The following is an 18,431-nucleotide window of genomic DNA, read 5'->3' on the forward strand; positions in this document are numbered from 1 at the left end:
CGTTGAAATCCAGTTGGTAAGTCGGGGATCATTGCCATTAATAGCTGAAACTTAAATATAGTTGCTATCAACAGAATTAATTTTATAGATCGTTCATGAGAATGTATTTAAATCCTACGAGCTTGCCAAAAAGCTTTTCTCCAGTAAACATTATTCATAGATGAGCGGGTAACCCCCTTACTGGTTGATGCATGAATAAACTGATTGTTGGCATCATAAATGCCAACGTGTAACCCATGCTCACCACTACCTGTCTTGAAAAAGACTAAATCACCCGGCATTAAATCACTTTTATCAATGCGGGTCCCTAATCCTATTTGCCCACGGGTAGTACGAGGTAACTGAATATCAAACCGGTCACTAAAAGTACGGTAAACAAAACCAGAGCAATCTACACCCCGATGATCCATCCCACCGTAATGATACGGTGTACCGTACCATTGTTTAAGCTGTTCCTTAAGCTGAGCAATTACCATGATTGGATCAGAAAGTGCTGTTTTTAATGCTGGGGCTTGAGTCTTGGGGGAATGACTGGAACAACCGACGAGTACCAGGCTAAATAACAACAGCAACTCTTTCATTCTTATTGTCATAAATCCCTTCCCCACAAGCCCCGAAAAACACCGTAACTTTATCCATCACTTAATCAAAAAACAAGGCTATATCCTACAGCAGAATAGCTAAATATTTATTTTGCGATTCGTTCTGGACGACTGATCAGCCAGACGCCAAACAGGATAAAAATCACTCCTACTGTTTTTAATAATGTAACCGCTTCATTAAACCAAGGCATTAAAGCAGCCATCAAATATACAAATACATAACTCAGACTTATTAACGGATAGGCTTTATTTAATGGTAAATATTTCAGAGCAAATAACCAACACAGCATAGATAACAGATAGCCAACCAAACCAGCCATTATCGACGCAAGAGGATAACGATTACTCCATAACCATGCAATATCAAACCAATGCAAGCTAAGGTTTAATGCCGGCAGATTTACCACTCCCCATTTCAATAATAACTGTGCTATTGTCACCAACAATGCACTCGCTAACCCCCAAATATACCCCTTCATTAATTCAAGCTCATCAACAGAATTCCCAACATGATACAAACAACCCCACCCCAATGCTTTTTGCCTACATTTTCTTGATAGAAAAATTTACCCGCTAAAGTAACAATAATAAAGTTAATACTCAGCATTGGATAGGCAATTCCCAACGGCAATATCTGTAATAAACGCAGCCAGAACAGCATTCCGACAGCTAACAGAATCACTGCCCCCAGCAACCATTTCAAAGCTGATACCCTCTTATAAGTATCACTCTGCCAGCATATCACAGCCTGTTTCTGACACAGCTGACCAGCACATGTAAGCAAGCTGACCAGCAGTAATAGGGCAAAATCTATCACGGGCGTTTCTCATAGACCATAATAACAAAACGATAATTACGGCTGACTTGATCTGCTTTAGGTAAATCAGGTAATTCTTCATTTTTATACATATGAAGGAGTACTGATACCTGCCCTTCTTTACGGGCCTTCTCCAGCCATTGTGGGAAATCTTTATAGCTGATATGGCGATATTGACTATCTGGATAACTCAAGCCGTATTCCAATTCTCCCCAACGCTCAAGCATATAAATATCACTGCGTTTCATTTCCCACGCAGCACTGGTTGCAAGACCAACACTTTCCGAGAGAATATACCGGCTGTCTGCAAGTTCCTGACGATGCAGGTTAATAAAATTCTGAGGTAATTTAGAATTAATCGTATTTTCAGGCAAAGCATTACCAATCGCTAAGCTAACAACAATAGAACAATACGCAGCCAACAGCCAGTATTTCCCATTCAGCATAAAACACAAATAACCAATAATTCCCCAGATACCAAAGGCAACAATAGCCAAAACCCATTTAGGCCATTCTGATGGCTGATATAAAGAATGTTGTGTCACGGTTTCCATAGCAAACAAAACCATCACTGCCAACAAACCAATAAATACGTTAACCATTCCATTGATTTTCAGTAATTTCATCTTGCCATTTTTTGCGCAATCTACGCCGAACTTAGCCATCATCATTGCCAATGGCGCCATACAAGGCAAGATATAAGTTGGCAATTTTCCTTTCGCAATACTGAAAAACAATAATGGCACTGCAAACCAGCAAAGCAAAAAAAACATTTCAGGATTGGATTTCCTTTCTTTCCAACCTTTCATCACCGCTCCCGGTAATAACCCCAGCCACGGAATTACACCAAGGATCAGAATAGGAATATAATACCAGAATGGCGCAATATGCTGCGCATCATCGGAAGAGAAACGCTTAATATGCTCAATCCAGAAAAAATAATGCCAGTAGTCAGGCTCACGTTGAGCAACCGCAATAACCCACGGTAGACTGATGGCTATTGCCGAAATGATAGCAAGCGTGCCAAAATATGCCGTTTGCAGGAACCGCTTCTGATAAATGACAATTGGCAGCATAGCAATCACCGGAACAGCCAATGCCAAAAATCCTTTAGTCATAAAACCCATACCACAGCATAAACCGAGCACCAAATAGGCTATAACCCGCTGTCTGGTACAGTCTGCTTTTAGCGCCCAGAAACTACACACCATGGCAGCTGTCATCCACAGAGAGAACATTGGATCGAGTACGCTATAAGTGCCAATCGCCAATACCAGAAACATTGAGATATAAATCAGACTGGTGACAAAAGCAATATGCCGACTTTGCCACATCATCATAGCCAGCCGATATAATAAAATTGCACTGATAAAAATACAGAAAACTGAACCAAAACGGACAGCAAAGTTATTATCGCCAAAAATCCATTGGCTGATGTTGTTAATCCAATAACCCGCTATAGGCTTTTCAAAATAACGAATGTCCAGCAAATACGGAACAATCCAATCCCCTCGTTGGAGCATTTCACGGCTGATTTCTGCATAACGAGTTTCATCAGGCTGCCATAATAGACGGCCATTAAGGGGTAATAAATAGGTAAGGATAAAAAAAAGAGCCATCAAAAAGGCCCCCACTTTACACGCCCGGTTATTTAACATAGATAAGTTAAACCTCTTGTTGACATCCTAACCACCCTTCTCTGCCGGGAAATTCAGAACGGACAATTCGCCCTACAGGAAGTCGCTGGATATTTTCAGGTAGCAGATGACTCAATGCACAAAATTGTATGTTTTCCCGGTGGGCCATTTCCAACAGAATTGCAAATCCTGTGGATTTGGACATCCCTTCCACTTCTGTATGGATGGTATATACCGGAATACCTTGGTCGTTTTTCATCTCATTAAGAATAAACTGATTAAAATCCTTATCCTTAATCTGAGTTCCTACAACTTCATCATAAGTTGGTAGTGTCACCGGAATTTGCACCGTACCGATAGTGCCATCTGGCAAAACTGGCCTGAATGGGTGCGTACCCCGGCAATCACTGTTGTAATCAAAACCAAATTGCTGCTTTACCGCCAGTACGCGCTCATCCGCCCGCCAACCAGCTACAGCAGAACAAGTTACCCGTTGACCCATTGCCCGGACCAAAGCATCCACCCCCAATTTAACCTGTTCTGTTAACTTAGTTTCAGACCAACGGCCAACTTTCGCCTGCCAACCCTGGTGATCCCATGCATGCAGACCAACTTCGTGGCCTGCATCCAGAGTCTGTTTCATCAAGTAGCCTAAATCCTTGGCTATTTTCTTACCTGGCCATGCAGTCCCCGCCAGTAAAATATCAAGGCCATACAGAGATGCCGCATTTGATCTCAACATCTTCCATAAGAATTTCGGTCGCAAAAGGCGCCATAAATGACGCCCCATATTATCAGGACCAACACTGAAAAAAAAACTGGCCTGAATCTGATGTTTTGCCAAGATTTTAAGCAACTGCGGTACACCTTCAAAGGTGCCCCGATAGGTATCTACATCAACTCTCAAGCCAACTTGTTTCATTATTTTTTCCCTAATTCTTCCACTTCACCACGCAAGAAGAAATCCAGTGTTTCATTTATCGTCTGTTTCATATCAATAGTTGGTTTCCAGCCTAACAACCGTTCCGCATTTTTAATACTCGGCTTACGATGCTCAACATCCTGATAGCCTTTGCCGTAGTAACTTCCGCTTTCGATTTTTTTGAATCCAGCAAACGGAGGAAAATAACCTCTCAACTCATGATTCTCAAAGCTATCAAGTAACATTTCTGCTAACTGACGAATACTGGCTTCGTTAGTTGGATTACCAATATTGATAATCTGACCGTCACATAATCCATCACGGTTTTCAATAATGCGGAATAACGCTTCAATACCATCATTAATATCAGTAAAGCAACGCTTCTGTTCACCACCATCTACTAGTTTGATTGATGAACCCTCAACTAAGTTCAATATCAGTTGTGTAATTGCTCTTGAGCTGCCAATACGCGCAGAGTTCAGGTTATCCAGACGTGGCCCCATCCAATTAAATGGGCGGAACAAGGTGAATCTGAGCCCTTCTTTCTCACCATATGCCCAAATAACGCGATCCAGTAATTGCTTAGAAACAGAGTAAATCCAGCGTTGTTTGTTAATCGGGCCAACAATCAGACGAGAATCATCTTCGTCAAACTCTTTATCATCACACATTCCGTAAACTTCTGATGTGGATGGGAAAATAATCCGTTTATTATATTTAACACAATAACGGACAATTTTAAGATTCTCTTCAAAATCCAGTTCAAATACACGCAGTGGGTTACGGGTATATTCAATTGGAGTTGCAATAGCGACCAACGGCAGAACCACATCACATTTCTTGATGTGATACTCGATCCATTCAGTATGAATGTTAATATCACCTTCAATGAAGTGAAAATGCGGATTACCGATAAAACGCTCAATAGCAGAAGAGCCAATATCCATACCGTAGATATCATAGTTGCCATCACGCAACAGACGCTCTGTCAGATGATTACCAATAAAACCATTCACGCCAAGGATTAATACACGCTTACGGTAGCTAATCTGGGATGTTGCCTTTGGACCAACACAGATATCAGTCACAATGCTCATTTCTGCTACCAAGCGGGTCCCTCGAACATATAAACTAGATTCACTTTGCCCACTGATAATTTCTAATGCCCCTTTTCCACAAGCAATAACCAGTGGATCTACCGACAATACCGTACCCGGCTGTTTGTTATGGGCTTCATCTAATGGAGAAGCACGCCAGATAGTAATCTTGCGCTCACCCAAGAAAGTAAATGCACCCGGATATGGCTCAGCCACCGCTCTGACAAGGTTGTTGATTTCAGTTGCTGATTTTCCCCAGTCAATCTCTCCATCAGCAGCAGTACGGCGACCAAAGTAAGTTGCCTGACTTTGATCCTGAGGTGTTGAAATATAGGTTCCTGATTTGATCTGAGGTAATACTTTATCAAGCAGTTTTCCCGCCGCCTCACGAATTTTTCCGTGTAAAACCAGCGAAGTATCCGTTTCTGTAATAGCAACTTTATGTTGAGCAATAATATCCCCGGCATCCGGTTTCAACACCATTTTATGCAGGGTTACGCCTGTTTCCGTTTCACCATTTAAAATTGCCCAGTTAATGGGTGCACGACCACGGTATTTTGGCAACAGTGATCCATGCAAGTTAAATGCACCAGAACTCGCCAGTGATAAAATATCTTCACTCAGCATATTCCGGTAATAAAAAGAAAAAATGACATCCGGTTTTAGTTCACGGATACGTTCAATCCATAGAGGATGATTAACATTTTCTGGCGCAAAAACCGGAAGCTCTAAATCTGCACTCAAACGGGCAACAGAAGAGAAAAAATGGTTTTCAGTAGGATCATCTGTATGGGTAAATACCGCCTGAATATCAAACCCAGCTTTAACTAAGGCATTGATCCCGACACAGCCGATATCATGATAGGCAAATATAATTGCTTTCATTAGTACTCTTCCTGGTTGTCGTTGGTCTTTTTATCTCCGACCACTTTTTGAATAAAATAACGTGGGCGCGCACGGACATCGTTATAAATACGACCTATGTATTCACCTAATAAGCCCATCGCGACGAACTGTGCACCAATAAACATGAAAAGGATGGCAAACAGGGTAAACACGCCGTCTGCTGCCCATATGGCCCCAAAAATCAGACGTAAAACCACCAGCAATACAGCCAGCAAAAAACCAGAAACTGCAATCACGCTCCCTATTACGCTCAGCAAACGTAAAGGTGCGGTTGTCAGACAGGTAAGCAGGTCATACATCAGATTAATCAACTTCATGAAGTTGTATTTGGAATCACCAAATTCACGCTCGGCGTGGGCAACATCTATCTCAATCGTTTTGCGAGCGAAAGTGTTCGCCAGAATAGGAATAAAGGTACTGCGCTCATGGCACTGCAACATGGCTTCAATAATATGGCGACGATAGGCACGTAGCATACAGCCATAATCGCCCATAGAGCGGCCTGTTGCTTTAGTGATCATCGCATTGATGATTTTTGAAGCTGTTTTACGGAACAGAGAATCCTGCCGATTAGCACGGCGAGTACCAACAACGTCATAACCCTGCTCAGCCGTTTTAACAAGACGAGGGATCTCTTCTGGCGGATTCTGTAGATCTGCATCAAGAGTAATCACTAAATCTCCACTGACCTGATTAAAACCCGCCATAATCGCTGAGTGCTGACCGTAATTACGGTTAAGCAAAATGGCAATAATATGATTTTCAGGTTGTTCCGCTGCCTGAACCAAAATTTCAGCAGATTTATCACTGCTGCCATCATCAATAAGAATAAGCTCATAGTCCTGAGTCAGTTGCTTACAGGCTGCCAAGGTTCTTTCCAATAAAAGAGGTAAGCTTTCCTCTTCGTTATAAACTGGAATAACAACAGAAACTTTTTTAATTTGTTCAAAAGACACTAAATCTGCGCTCCGAAAGAATTTCTTGTAAAGCATCAATTACACGATCCACATCGTTATCACTCATATCAGGAAAGAGTGGTAATGAACAAAGTGTTGCCGAGTTCCATTCTGCTTCAGGCAACGACAACTGCGGAAAGCGTTCCCGATAATATTTTTGCGTATGTGCGGCTCTGAAATGCAAACCTGTGCCAATATCTTTCTCTTTCAGACATTCCATCAATGTGTCACGGTCAATGCCACATACATCTTTATCAACCCGTACCATAAACAGATGATGTGCGTGCAAATGCTCATAATCTGGCGCATTCAACATCTGCAAGGGAGAATTTTTTAATACTGTTGAATAACGAGCAACGATTTGTCGGCGACGAGTATTCATTGATTCCAATTTACTTAATTGCACAACAGCAATCGCAGCATGAATATCTGATAAATTATATTTGTAACCTGGCTCTACGACTTCCGCTTGTGGTTTCCTGCCCTGAATCTGACGATCAAAAGCATCAATACCTAATCCATGAAACTTCAGACACCGAATCCGTTCAGCAAGTTCATTATTATCAGTCGCAATCAATCCGCCTTCTGCACAGGTAACATTTTTTATGGCATGGAAAGAGAAAATAGCTGTACCCTGCTCACCGACCCATTCATTCTTATAACGGGTTCCTACTGCATGAGCAGCATCTTCAATCAATGGAATACCCGCATTCTGAGCAATTGCACGCAATGCGTCCAAATCACAGGGAGCACCAGCATAATGAACAGGAATAATGGCTTTGGTTCTGGGAGTAATTGCCCTTTCTACTGTTGCTGCGTCAATCATTAAAGTATTGCGATCAACATCAATCATGATCGGCTCAGCACCAAGCAGGCAGATCATATTTACCGTAGAAACCCAAGTCAGAGATGGAGTAATAACTTCATCACCAGGGCCAATACCCAATGCCATCAATGTCAGATGCATACCCGCAGTTGCAGAGGTCAACGCAACCGCATGTTTACAGCCAAACATTCGGCAGAAGTCCTGTTCCAATTGATGATTTTCAGGGCCTGTTGTAATCCAGCCCGAACGAAGAACTTTTTCTACTGCCTGAATTTCTTCATCACCTAAAGCAGGACGGGAAAATGGAAGAAAACTTCCCATAAAATACAATCCGATTCGTTCATAATATAATGATATATTAGATGACTATATTTTAACGAATCATCAACGCAGGCACAGATTTAGCAAATTAAATGGAAATAAAGCTATCAAAACAATAAAATTCACTATGGCATACATCAGACTGAATTATAATCAGGTAGAAAAACCCGCCAATATTTATATGTCTTCTCAGATACGCATTTGATATCAGCGGCAAAAACTTTAGATAGCGTATTTTCTTTCATTACCTCGTCTGGTTTTCCATCTGCAACCAATTGCCCATCGGCAAGCAACCAGATACGATCAGCTCTATCATAGCTATGGTTAAGATCATGACCACTCATGACTACGGAGCCACCATGTTCACAGAATTTTTTCACTAACAGATCAAGCGCTGCTACCTGAGCGATATCGAGGTTATTAGTAGGCTCATCCAAGAGTAATAGTTTTCCCTCCAGATTGATTGATGACCAAACTTGCAAAAAAACCCCCGTTAATCGAACTCGTTGCCATTCACCACCAGATAATCTCCCTACCGGTGTCTCCAGAAGCGTTCCTAACTTAAAAAAGGAACATAACTCTGACAGTACATCATCATAATTAACCGGAGAAGGTGTTAAATACAGCTGCAAATATTGAAAAACCGGCATTATTGGTACAGAAACAACCTGCTGACTCAACCATGCTCTATGACGTGCTAATTCGCGGGGGCTATATTCACTGAGACACCTTTGTTGCAAATAGATTTTGCCGCTATACGGCAAAATACCTGCCATACAAGCTAATAGCGTACTCTTTCCTGAACCATTCGGCCCAATAAGATGTATTTGTTCACCTTGTTGTATTGATGCTGTCAGCGATACTAATCGAGTTTGGATTGATATCTGCCTGAGAGTCATCAATTGACGGGTCATTTGCACTTGATTCACTTTTTAACTCCAGTCTCTGACTTTTAATAATAACCAAATGAACACCGGTGCCCCCAATGTGGCTGTCACAACACCAATCGGCACTTCTGCATTAGTCAGACTGAGGCGGGAAAGCAAATCAGCCAGCAATAACCCATACCCCCCTGCCAGAACACATGCAGGCAGTAGTGTTTTATAATCTGTCAAACCGCATAAACGCAGAATATGTGGAATAACTAAGCCGATAAAGCTGATTGTCCCGGCAAGTGCAACGCTTAACCCCACCAACAATCCAACAGCGAGTACAAATAAATTCCGCCAATAATAAAGCGAGATACCTAACTGATGAGCCTGTATTTCTCCCAATGAAAGGAAATTAAGCACTTTTCCTTGACTACTCAGCCAAATAATCAAAGGAAATAAAGCGACTACCAACCATTGCTGTCGCCAGTCTATTCCACTGAAACTACCCATCATCCAATACATTAGCTGGCGCAAATCCATACTGGTACTAAAATAGACCATCCATGTCATCAGAGCACCAGAAACAACACCAAAAGCGACCCCCACTAACAACAAACGGGCATTATTCAAGTGACGCTTTCTTGAAAAGATCAACAATATCATTGTGACAATAAGTGCTCCCAACACAGCTCCAGTACTCAACAGCCAGAATGGAGCAATACCGTGAAACATCAGCACCAGAAACACAACAACAACACCAGCACCATTGCTGATCCCTAGTAGCCCTGGTTCAGCCAGCGGATTTTCAAACAATGCCTGCATTATCGCACCAGCCACAGTCAAACTTGCACCCACAGCGACTACAGCCAATACACGAGGAAAACGTAATTGCCACACAAACAACCGACCTGTTTCAGAAAACCACTTATCAGGCCATATCCAATTTTCCCCTGCACAAAGTGAAAGAAAACAAACAAACAAAAATAAACAAGTAAGAATTGCCAGAAAACGATAATCACGTCTTTTCTGACGAATCACTAATTCAGCAATGGAATGGGTGGGTTGCATTGGACATCAGCTCATAAGAGAAGATATTTTAAGAAAAAGGCCGCTATTAGTGCGGCCTTTTTGATTTGATTATTCCTTAGGTGTGGCTTTCTCAACCCTGCTTTTTAACTTCTGACCAGGACGGAATGTCACTACTCGGCGAGCTGTAATCGGAATATCTTCACCAGTCTTAGGATTACGTCCCGGACGTTGGTTTTTATCCCGTAAATCAAAGTTGCCAAATCCAGACAATTTTACCTGCTCACCATTCTCCAAAGAACGACGCACTTCTTCAAAGAACAATTCAACTAGATCTTTAGCATCACGTTTGCTAATCCCCAGTTTCTCAAACAGATTTTCTGACATTTCAGCTTTAGTAAGCGCCATAGGTTCAGTCCCTCAAGGATGCTTGGAATCGCTGTTTTAGTACTGCAACACATTTACTAACGGTTGCAGCAATCTCTTCTTCTTCCAGTGTACGCGCGGTATCCTGCAAGATAAAACTTATAGCGAGGCTCTTATGACCCTCTGCTACACCTTTACCACAATACACGTCAAACAAGTTTATGCCAACTATATGATTTACGCCAACTTTCTTACATTCAAACAAAACATCTTCTGCTGCAACATTTTCAGGCACCACAATTGCGATATCACGACGGTTTGACGGGAAGCGTGAAATCTCTTTCGCGTCAGGAATCACGCAGTCTGCCAACTTATTCCAGAGCACTTCGAATACCACGGTACGGCCATTTAAATCAAGTTTGCGCTCCAATTCTGGGTGAACAACACCAATGTATCCGATATATTCATTTTCCAGATAAATTCCGGCGCTTTGACCTGGGTGCAATGCAGGATTTACATCTGCTCTAAAAGAAATCTTAGATAACTTTCCAGTCAATTCCAGTACAGCTTCCAAATCGCCTTTCATATCGAAGAAATCAACAGACTGTTTTTCTAGTGACCAATGCTCTTCAAAACGATTACCGGTGATAACTCCCCCTAACACCAGTTCCTGGCGAATACCCTGTTCCGCATTTTCATCAGGAACAAAACGCAAGCCAGTTTCAAACAAGCGCACACGGTTTTGCTGACGGTTCTGGTTATATACCACCGTTGTTAGCAAACCAGTCAACAAAGATAAACGCATTGCTGACATATCCGCTGAAATTGGGTTAGGTAGCATCAGCACGTGTTGCTGTGGATGTAACAGTGCCTGAATTTTAGGATCAACAAAGCTGTAAATAATCGCTTCCTGATAACCTCTATCGACGAGCATTGTTTTAACACGTTTCAGGGAAAGATCCGCTTCACGGTGTTTTTTCATGACAAGATCTGCACGCATCGGTACATCTGGAATATTGTTGTAACCGTAGATACGGGCAACTTCTTCAACCAGATCTTCTTCAATTTCCAGATCAAAGCGCCAACTTGGTACAACCGCCTGCCAACAATTTTCTTGCGTAGTGACTTTACAACCTAAACGGGTCAGGATGTCACCAACTTGTTCATCAGGCACATGATGGCCAATTAAACGATCCAGCTTTTCACGACGCAGAGTGATTGTCGCTGGTTTTGGCAATTGAGACTCATCAGTAGCATCAATGATTGGACCGGCTTCACCACCACAAATATCGATCAGTAATTGGGTCGCCCTCTCCATCGCTTTGTGCTGCAATTGAGGATCAATGCCACGCTCATAACGATGAGAAGCGTCGGTATGTAAGCCATAACGACGAGCGCGACCAGCAATCGCCAAAGGTGAAAAAAATGCACACTCAAGTAAAATATTTTGGGTTTCTTCATTCACACCGGAATGTTCACCGCCAAAAATACCTGCCATTGCAACAGCTTGTTTTTCATCAGAAATAACTAGAGTATCAGTAGAAAGGTTGGCTTCTGTACCATCCAGTAGCACCAATTTTTCATCCTGTTTCGCCATGCGTACAGTGACTGAACCATTTAGACGTTCCAAATCAAACGCATGCAATGGTTGACCCAATTCAAGTAACACATAGTTAGTCACATCGACTATCGGATCGATGGAACGGATACCACCACGGCGCAATTTTTCACGCATCCACAGTGGCGTTGCCGCTTTCACATTAATTTTCTTAATTACCCTACCCAAGTAACGTGGGCATGCTTCTGTCACTTCAACACGAATAGGGAAGGCAGCATCTGTTGTCGGTTTTACTGCTTCAATTTGCTGTTCAAATAATGAAATTTTATTAGCGACTGCTACATCACGTGCAACGCCAATGATACTCAGGCAGTCAGCACGGTTAGGTGTAATACTAATTTCAATTATGCTGTCATCTAACTTCAGATATTCACGCAGAGCAACACCTAAAGGTGCATCAGTTGGTAATTCAATAATACCGTCATGGTCTTCTGAAATACCTAGTTCAGAGAAAGAACACAGCATCCCTTCAGAAGGCTCACCGCGCAGTTTAGCCGCTTTGATTTTGAAATCACCCGGTAGCACAGCTCCCACAGTTGCTACAGCAACTTTCAATCCCTGACGACAATTCGGAGCACCGCAAACGATATCCAGCAGGCGTTCACCACCCACATTCACTTTTGTTACCCGCAACTTATCCGCATTCGGATGCTGGGCACATTCAACAACTTCACCAATAACCACACCATGGAATTGACCGGCTACTGCCTCCATGCCATCAACTTCCAGACCAAGCATGGTCATTTGGTCAGATAATTCTTCACTGCTAATGGCTGGATTTACCCATTCGCGTAACCAGAGTTCACTGAATTTCATGAGATACTCCCGCCTTATTTAAACTGTTTGAGAAAACGCAGATCATTTTCGAAGAACGCACGCAGATCCGTTACACCGTAACGTAACATTGTTAGACGTTCTACCCCCATGCCGAAAGCGAAGCCAGAATAGATTTCAGGATCAAGACCAACATTATTCAATACATTAGGGTGAACCATACCGCAACCCAACACTTCTAGCCATTTGCCATTTTTACCCATCACGTCAACTTCCGCCGAAGGTTCTGTAAATGGAAAGTAAGATGGGCGGAAACGGATCTGCAAATCCTCTTCAAAGAAATTAGTTAAGAAATCGTGCAATGTTCCTTTCAGATTGGTAAAACTGATACCTCTGTCAATAACCAAACCTTCCACCTGATGGAACATGGGAGTGTGCGTCTGGTCGTAGTCATTGCGATATACACGGCCTGGTGCAATAACGCGAATTGGTGGCTGTTGGTTATGCATAGTCCTAACTTGCACACCTGAAGTCTGAGTACGCAATAGACGTTTAGCATCAAACCAAAACGTATCATGATCAGCTCGGGCAGGATGATGCGCAGGAATATTCAATGCATCAAAGTTGTAATAATCATCTTCAATTTCAGGGCCTGATTCTACAGAAAAACCTAATTCACCAAAGAAAGTTTCAATACGCTCTATTGTACGGTTAACCGGATGTAACCCACCATTTTCCATCCGGCGACCTGGCAGTGATACATCAATCTTTTCTGCTGACAGACGGGAATTCAAGACATCAGTTTCCAGTTTTTCTTTACGGGCATTCAGAGCTTCTTGAACTGCCTGCTTAGCTTGATTAATAACAGCCCCTGCGGCTGGACGTTCTTCGGCCGGCAGATCACGCAGCGATGACATTTGGAGGGTTAAATGGCCTTTTTTGCCTAAATATTCAACACGCACCAAATCCAACGCAGCAACATCTTGGGCATCTTCTACGGCTGCTTTTGCTTTTGCAACCAGCTCAGCGAGATGTGGCATCGTTTTCCTCTTCCTTTGGCCTAACGGCCTGCTAATAATTATCGTTAATAACTTAATGACCCTATATGCCTGTCTCTGTTTTTATCGTGATAAAAACAAAAAAGCCTCCACAACGGAGGCTCAGGCGCAACTTTTCGTTTCTTTTCTTACGCGCAAAGCCTCCTGAATTCAGGCGCTAAAGTAAAAAAAGAAACGAAAAAAAGCGAAAAACATAATATTGGTTCTCTCAAAATGGTATTTTTCCTGACAGCGACACGCTAGTAAGCCACATTTTTGAACAAAAGTAAAAGAGGGAGCGATGCTCCCTCTTACCACCCTAGCTTATGCCAGAGCGCCTTTTGCTTTTTCAACCAAAGCAGCAAACGCTGCTTTGTCAAATACAGCGATATCAGCCAAGATCTTACGGTCAATTTCAATAGATGCCTTCTTCAAGCCATTGATGAAACGGCTATAAGACAGACCATTCTGACGCGCAGCAGCGTTGATACGTGCAATCCACAGTTGACGGAACTGACGTTTACGCTGACGACGGTCACGGTAAGCGTACTGTCCTGCTTTGATTACTGCCTGGAAGGCAACACGGTAAACGCGCGAACGAGCACCGTAGTAACCTTTCGCTTGCTTTAAAATTTTCTTGTGACGTGCACGGGCGACAACACCACGTTTTACGCGAGCCATATACTTCTCCTATCGTCTCTGAGTTCTAATCTAAAAAATTGCTTATGCGTATGGCAGACAAGCAACAACCAGGCCCAGATCCCCTTTGGAGACCATGCCCTTTGGACGTAAATGACGTTTACGCTTAGTTGATTTCTTAGTCAGAATGTGACGAAGGTTAGCGTGCTTACGCTTAAAACCACCACTTGCAGTTTTTTTAAAGCGTTTAGCGGCGCCGCGTACTGTTTTAATCTTTGGCATTTTAATTTCCACTTCGCATTGTTAATTACAACGAATTAGTCAGGCGAACAAGCCCCAACCAGATAAGACCGACTGGAGCTTATTACTTGCTTGCCTAACTATTTCTTCTTAGGAGCGAGCACCATGATCATCTGACGGCCTTCTATCTTCGAAGGGAATGATTCAACTACCGCCAGTTCATCCAGATCGTCGCGAATACGGTTGAGCATTTCGACACCAATCTGCTGATGCGCCATTTCACGTCCGCGGAAACGCAGAGTGATTTTGGCTTTATCGCCATCTTCCAGAAAACGAATCAGGTTGCGTAGTTTGACCTGATAGTCGCCTTCATCGGTACCAGGACGGAATTTAATTTCCTTAACCTGAATAACCTTTTGTTTCTTCTTCTGTTCTTTGATTGACTTACTCTTCTCATAGAGGAACTTGCCGTAGTCCATGATACGGCAAACCGGCGGCTCGGCATTTGGGCTGATCTCAACCAAATCAACACCCACTTCCTCAGCTTTTTCAAGAGCTTCTCTCAGACTGACAATACCAATCTGCTCGCCATCTAAACCTGTTAAACGAACTTCAGAAGCGCGAATCTCTCCATTAATGCGATTAGGACGCGCCGTTTGAATTCTTTTTCCGCCTTTAATACTTTATTCCTCCAATTGATGAAGCTTACGACTGCGTATTTCTATAAGCAGTTTCTCAATGAACTCATTAACGCCGATACTACCCAGATCTTTACCGCGGCGGGTACGAACAGAAATTTTTCCTGATTCGACCTCTTTTTCACCACAGACAAGCATATAAGGTACACGACGCAGAGTATGTTCACGGATTTTAAAGCCAATCTTCTCGTTTCTCAAGTCTGCTTTTGCACGGATGCCAGATTCTTGAAGTTTTTTTGCTAATTCCTGTACATAATCAGCCTGACTGTCAGTGATATTCATCACTACTACTTGCTGTGGAGCAATCCATGTCGGGAAGAAACCCGCATATTCCTCAGTCAGGATACCGATAAACCGTTCCAGTGAACCCAGAATCGCACGGTGAATCATTACAGGAACCTTACGTTCATTGTTTTCACCTACGTAGGACGCACTCAAACGACCTGGTAGTGAAAAATCAAGCTGTACAGTACCACATTGCCACGCACGATCCAAACAATCATACAAAGTAAATTCAATTTTAGGTCCGTAGAAGGCACCTTCACCTGGCTGATATTCAAATTGAACACTGTTTTCTTGCAGTGCAGCTGCCAAAGCTTCTTCCGCTTGATTCCACTGTTCTTCAGTACCGATACGTTTTTCCGGCCGAGTTGACAACTTCACAACAATTTTTTCAAAACCAAAAGTACTGTAAACGTCGTACACCATCTTAATACAGTTGCTAACTTCCCGATGAATTTGCTCTTCTGTGCAGAAGATATGAGCATCATCTTGGGTAAAACCACGAACACGCATCAAACCATGTAATGCACCTGAAGGTTCATTACGGTGACAGCTACCGAATTCAGCCATGCGTAAAGGCAAATCACGATAAGATTTCAAACCTTGGTTGAAAATCTGAATATGCCCAGGGCAATTCATTGGTTTAACGCAGTATTCACGGTTCTCTGAAGAAGTGGTAAACATATGCTCACCATAGTTTTCCCAGTGCCCCGTTCTTTCCCACATCACACGGTCCATCATAAATGGACCTTTAACTTCTTGGTACTGGTATTCTTTCAGTTTGGTACGCACAAAAGTTTCTAGCTCACGAAAAATAGTCCAGCCATCGTTATGCCAGAATGCCATGCCCGGAGCTTCCTCCTGCATGTGGTACAGATCTAATTGTTTACCTATTTTACGATGGTCACGTTTGGCAGCTTCTTCCAAGCGTTGCAAATAAGTATTGAGCTGTTTCTTATCAGCCCATGCAGTACCATATATACGTTGCAACATTTTATTATTGCTATTCCCACGCCAGTATGCTCCTGCAACTTTCTGCAATTTAAAATGATGACAGAAACGCATATTTGGCACATGTGGGCCACGGCACATATCAACATATTCTTCATGATTGTACAAACCAGGATGATCACCACGACCAATGTTTTCATCCAAAATCTGTACCTTGTAATCTTCACCACGAGCAGCGAACGTATCACGAGCCTCTTGCCAACTTACCTTTTTCTTGATGACATCATAGTCTTTTTTGGCAAGTTCCAACATGCGTTTTTCAAGCAGTTCAATATCTTCCTGCGTCAGGGCACGGCCAAGATCAACATCATAGTAGAAACCATTATCAATAACTGGACCGATAGCCATTTTAGTATCTGGCCATAATTGTTTGATCGCATGTCCTAGCAGATGTGCGCATGAATGGCGGATAATTTCCAACCCTGCTTCATCTTTACAGGTGATGATGGCAAGATTTGCATCTGAATCGATTAATTCACAGGTATCCACCAGCTCACCATTTACGCGGCCAGCAATACATGCTTTCGCTAAACCTGGACCAATGTCACAGGCAATATCCATTACAGAAACAGCACGGTCAAACTGGCGTTGGCTACCGTCAGGAAGGGTAATAACAGGCATTTAAAATCCTTATCTACAGTGGTGACCCCCACGAAAGGTCACTTGAAGGAGTTTGATATTCAACTAAAATAACGATTTAAATTATTATCTAGTCAATCCATTAACGTTTGGTACTAAAATTGGTGCACAATATAAAAAGTGACTGCCTTTGATACCTAAACACCATGAAAATATACCACTAACAAACATTCAGGTCACTGCTATGTTTAGTCAGAAAATCAAAGGGTATAAAAAGTTAATAATCCGTATGTTAATAACACGATCATGGCTACGCTAAAAAACCCCGCACTCTGCTCTTGTTGTAGAATTGGATAAATACCGTGAGTTTGATATTAAAATCAATGTTAAGAGTAGCCGCCAATATTTGTGACAACTATCCTGACAACAATGTAATCTCAACCCAATATTAGAAATTGGGAGTGTTAGAAATGAATCACCATTTTACTCAGCCCGTTATTCTACCGCTGTCAGTGAACGATAAGCATTTTTCACTTTCCACAAATAGCGTGGAGCCTGGGCTGCCGGATGATTATCCTGAATATGCTGATAAAACTCATCCGGTGTCATACGGTTTATTTTATTAACAGCTAACTGGCGATCTGTACTAAAAGTACGTAAAAGAGCACCTGCGCCATTTACGTAAGCAACGATAGTGGCATAGTAGAGAGTTTCAGGGTTATCGATACCTGCCAGATGCTGTTCTTTCAGGATGCTGATATAAGCAGCACCAAGATCAATATTGGTTTTAGGATCTTTCAACTCACGAGTTGTCGGTTGACCAGAACGCCCCTTCTGCCGATATACATCTCGTCCTGCTGTTGATGCTTTAATCTGCATAAGACCAATTGCATTCGATTTACTGACTGCATCAGGACGAAAACCTGATTCAACTTGAATAATCGCTCTGATAAGCGTTTCATCAACACTATACCGATTAGATGCCTGCTGAATAAATGTATCAAAAGGTGTCGGAGGGAAGTTAGCAGGAAAATTAACTGTGTTAGCCGTACCACCACTAAGCATGCGTTGCTGACTAGGTTGTTTGCCGAGATTGGTTTGCTGGGCATTCTTTTCAGCACAACCGACTAACAACACAATCAGTACTGCAAAGCTGAATCTTGATTTCACCTTAATAATCCTCTGGATCAGATTTATTAAAGCGC

The 18,431-nt window shown here is 42.5% G+C and carries 18 protein-coding genes and 1 other annotated feature; all 18 genes read right to left on the minus strand.

Going from position 1 to position 18,431, the window contains the following annotated elements; translation table 11 throughout:
- Positions 1-107: 107 nt before the first annotated feature.
- Positions 108-593, minus strand: a complete 486-nt coding sequence (locus C5469_RS03670) for a C40 family peptidase (protein ID WP_166302478.1) — start codon at positions 591-593, stop codon at positions 108-110.
- Positions 594-688: 95 nt separating this feature from the next.
- The gene (gene arnF / locus C5469_RS03675; RefSeq protein ID WP_166302481.1) at positions 689-1,081 is read right to left on the minus strand and encodes a 4-amino-4-deoxy-L-arabinose-phosphoundecaprenol flippase subunit ArnF; all 393 of its coding nucleotides are present in this window, start codon (positions 1,079-1,081) and stop codon (positions 689-691) included.
- Positions 1,081-1,416: a 4-amino-4-deoxy-L-arabinose-phosphoundecaprenol flippase subunit ArnE gene (gene arnE, locus C5469_RS03680; protein ID WP_166302988.1), complete on the minus strand. Its 336-nt coding sequence runs from the start codon at positions 1,414-1,416 to the stop codon at positions 1,081-1,083. The genes arnF and arnE overlap by 1 nt, the downstream gene beginning before the upstream one ends.
- Entirely contained in the window at positions 1,416-3,077 is a 1,662-nt protein-coding gene (gene arnT, locus C5469_RS03685) for a lipid IV(A) 4-amino-4-deoxy-L-arabinosyltransferase (protein ID WP_166302484.1), read from the minus strand. The genes arnE and arnT overlap by 1 nt, the downstream gene beginning before the upstream one ends.
- 7 nt (positions 3,078-3,084) lie before the next feature.
- The gene (gene arnD / locus C5469_RS03690; protein WP_166302486.1) at positions 3,085-3,978 is read right to left on the minus strand and encodes a 4-deoxy-4-formamido-L-arabinose-phosphoundecaprenol deformylase; all 894 of its coding nucleotides are present in this window, start codon (positions 3,976-3,978) and stop codon (positions 3,085-3,087) included.
- Complete coding sequence (gene arnA / locus C5469_RS03695) at positions 3,978-5,960, minus strand: bifunctional UDP-4-amino-4-deoxy-L-arabinose formyltransferase/UDP-glucuronic acid oxidase ArnA (RefSeq protein WP_166302489.1); 1,983 nt, start codon at positions 5,958-5,960, stop codon at positions 3,978-3,980. Before arnA ends, arnD begins: the two co-directional genes overlap by 1 nt.
- The gene (arnC, locus tag C5469_RS03700) at positions 5,960-6,937 is read right to left on the minus strand and encodes an undecaprenyl-phosphate 4-deoxy-4-formamido-L-arabinose transferase (protein ID WP_422615848.1); all 978 of its coding nucleotides are present in this window, start codon (positions 6,935-6,937) and stop codon (positions 5,960-5,962) included. Before arnC ends, arnA begins: the two co-directional genes overlap by 1 nt.
- A complete protein-coding gene (gene arnB, locus C5469_RS03705; RefSeq protein ID WP_166302494.1) occupies positions 6,927-8,084 on the minus strand; it encodes a UDP-4-amino-4-deoxy-L-arabinose aminotransferase in 1,158 nt (385 codons plus the stop codon). Before arnB ends, arnC begins: the two co-directional genes overlap by 11 nt.
- Before the next feature lie 137 nt (positions 8,085-8,221).
- Positions 8,222-8,998 (minus strand): vitamin B12 ABC transporter ATP-binding protein BtuD, encoded by a 777-nt coding sequence (gene btuD, locus C5469_RS03710; protein WP_166302991.1) that lies wholly within the window; start codon positions 8,996-8,998, stop codon positions 8,222-8,224.
- An 18-nt stretch (positions 8,999-9,016) separates the two neighbouring features.
- Complete coding sequence (gene btuC, locus C5469_RS03715) at positions 9,017-10,024, minus strand: vitamin B12 ABC transporter permease BtuC (RefSeq protein WP_166302497.1); 1,008 nt, start codon at positions 10,022-10,024, stop codon at positions 9,017-9,019.
- Positions 10,025-10,093: 69 nt separating this feature from the next.
- A complete protein-coding gene (gene ihfA / locus C5469_RS03720; RefSeq protein WP_011146885.1) occupies positions 10,094-10,390 on the minus strand; it encodes an integration host factor subunit alpha in 297 nt (98 codons plus the stop codon).
- A gap of 4 nt (positions 10,391-10,394) precedes the next feature.
- Complete coding sequence (gene pheT, locus C5469_RS03725; protein WP_166302500.1) at positions 10,395-12,782, minus strand: phenylalanine--tRNA ligase subunit beta; 2,388 nt, start codon at positions 12,780-12,782, stop codon at positions 10,395-10,397.
- A 14-nt stretch (positions 12,783-12,796) separates the two neighbouring features.
- Complete coding sequence (pheS, locus tag C5469_RS03730; protein WP_166302503.1) at positions 12,797-13,780, minus strand: phenylalanine--tRNA ligase subunit alpha; 984 nt, start codon at positions 13,778-13,780, stop codon at positions 12,797-12,799.
- A 94-nt stretch (positions 13,781-13,874) separates the two neighbouring features.
- Positions 13,875-13,999, minus strand: a sequence feature (Phe leader region).
- A gap of 102 nt (positions 14,000-14,101) precedes the next feature.
- Positions 14,102-14,458 (minus strand): 50S ribosomal protein L20, encoded by a 357-nt coding sequence (gene rplT / locus C5469_RS03735; RefSeq protein WP_166302506.1) that lies wholly within the window; start codon positions 14,456-14,458, stop codon positions 14,102-14,104.
- Positions 14,459-14,500: 42 nt separating this feature from the next.
- Positions 14,501-14,698 (minus strand): 50S ribosomal protein L35, encoded by a 198-nt coding sequence (gene rpmI, locus C5469_RS03740; protein WP_006118955.1) that lies wholly within the window; start codon positions 14,696-14,698, stop codon positions 14,501-14,503.
- Between the two features lie 98 nt (positions 14,699-14,796).
- Entirely contained in the window at positions 14,797-15,336 is a 540-nt protein-coding gene (gene infC / locus C5469_RS03745; RefSeq protein WP_166302994.1) for a translation initiation factor IF-3, read from the minus strand.
- 3 nt (positions 15,337-15,339) lie between these two features.
- A complete protein-coding gene (gene thrS, locus C5469_RS03750) occupies positions 15,340-17,268 on the minus strand; it encodes a threonine--tRNA ligase (protein ID WP_166302508.1) in 1,929 nt (642 codons plus the stop codon).
- Positions 17,269-17,721: 453 nt separating this feature from the next.
- Positions 17,722-18,396: a transglycosylase SLT domain-containing protein gene (locus C5469_RS03755; protein ID WP_166302511.1), complete on the minus strand. Its 675-nt coding sequence runs from the start codon at positions 18,394-18,396 to the stop codon at positions 17,722-17,724.
- Between the last annotated feature and the right edge of the window lie 35 nt (positions 18,397-18,431).

The sequence above is a fragment of the Photorhabdus cinerea genome (assembly GCF_011189575.1).
GTDB classification, from domain to species: Bacteria; Pseudomonadota; Gammaproteobacteria; order Enterobacterales; family Enterobacteriaceae; genus Photorhabdus; species Photorhabdus cinerea.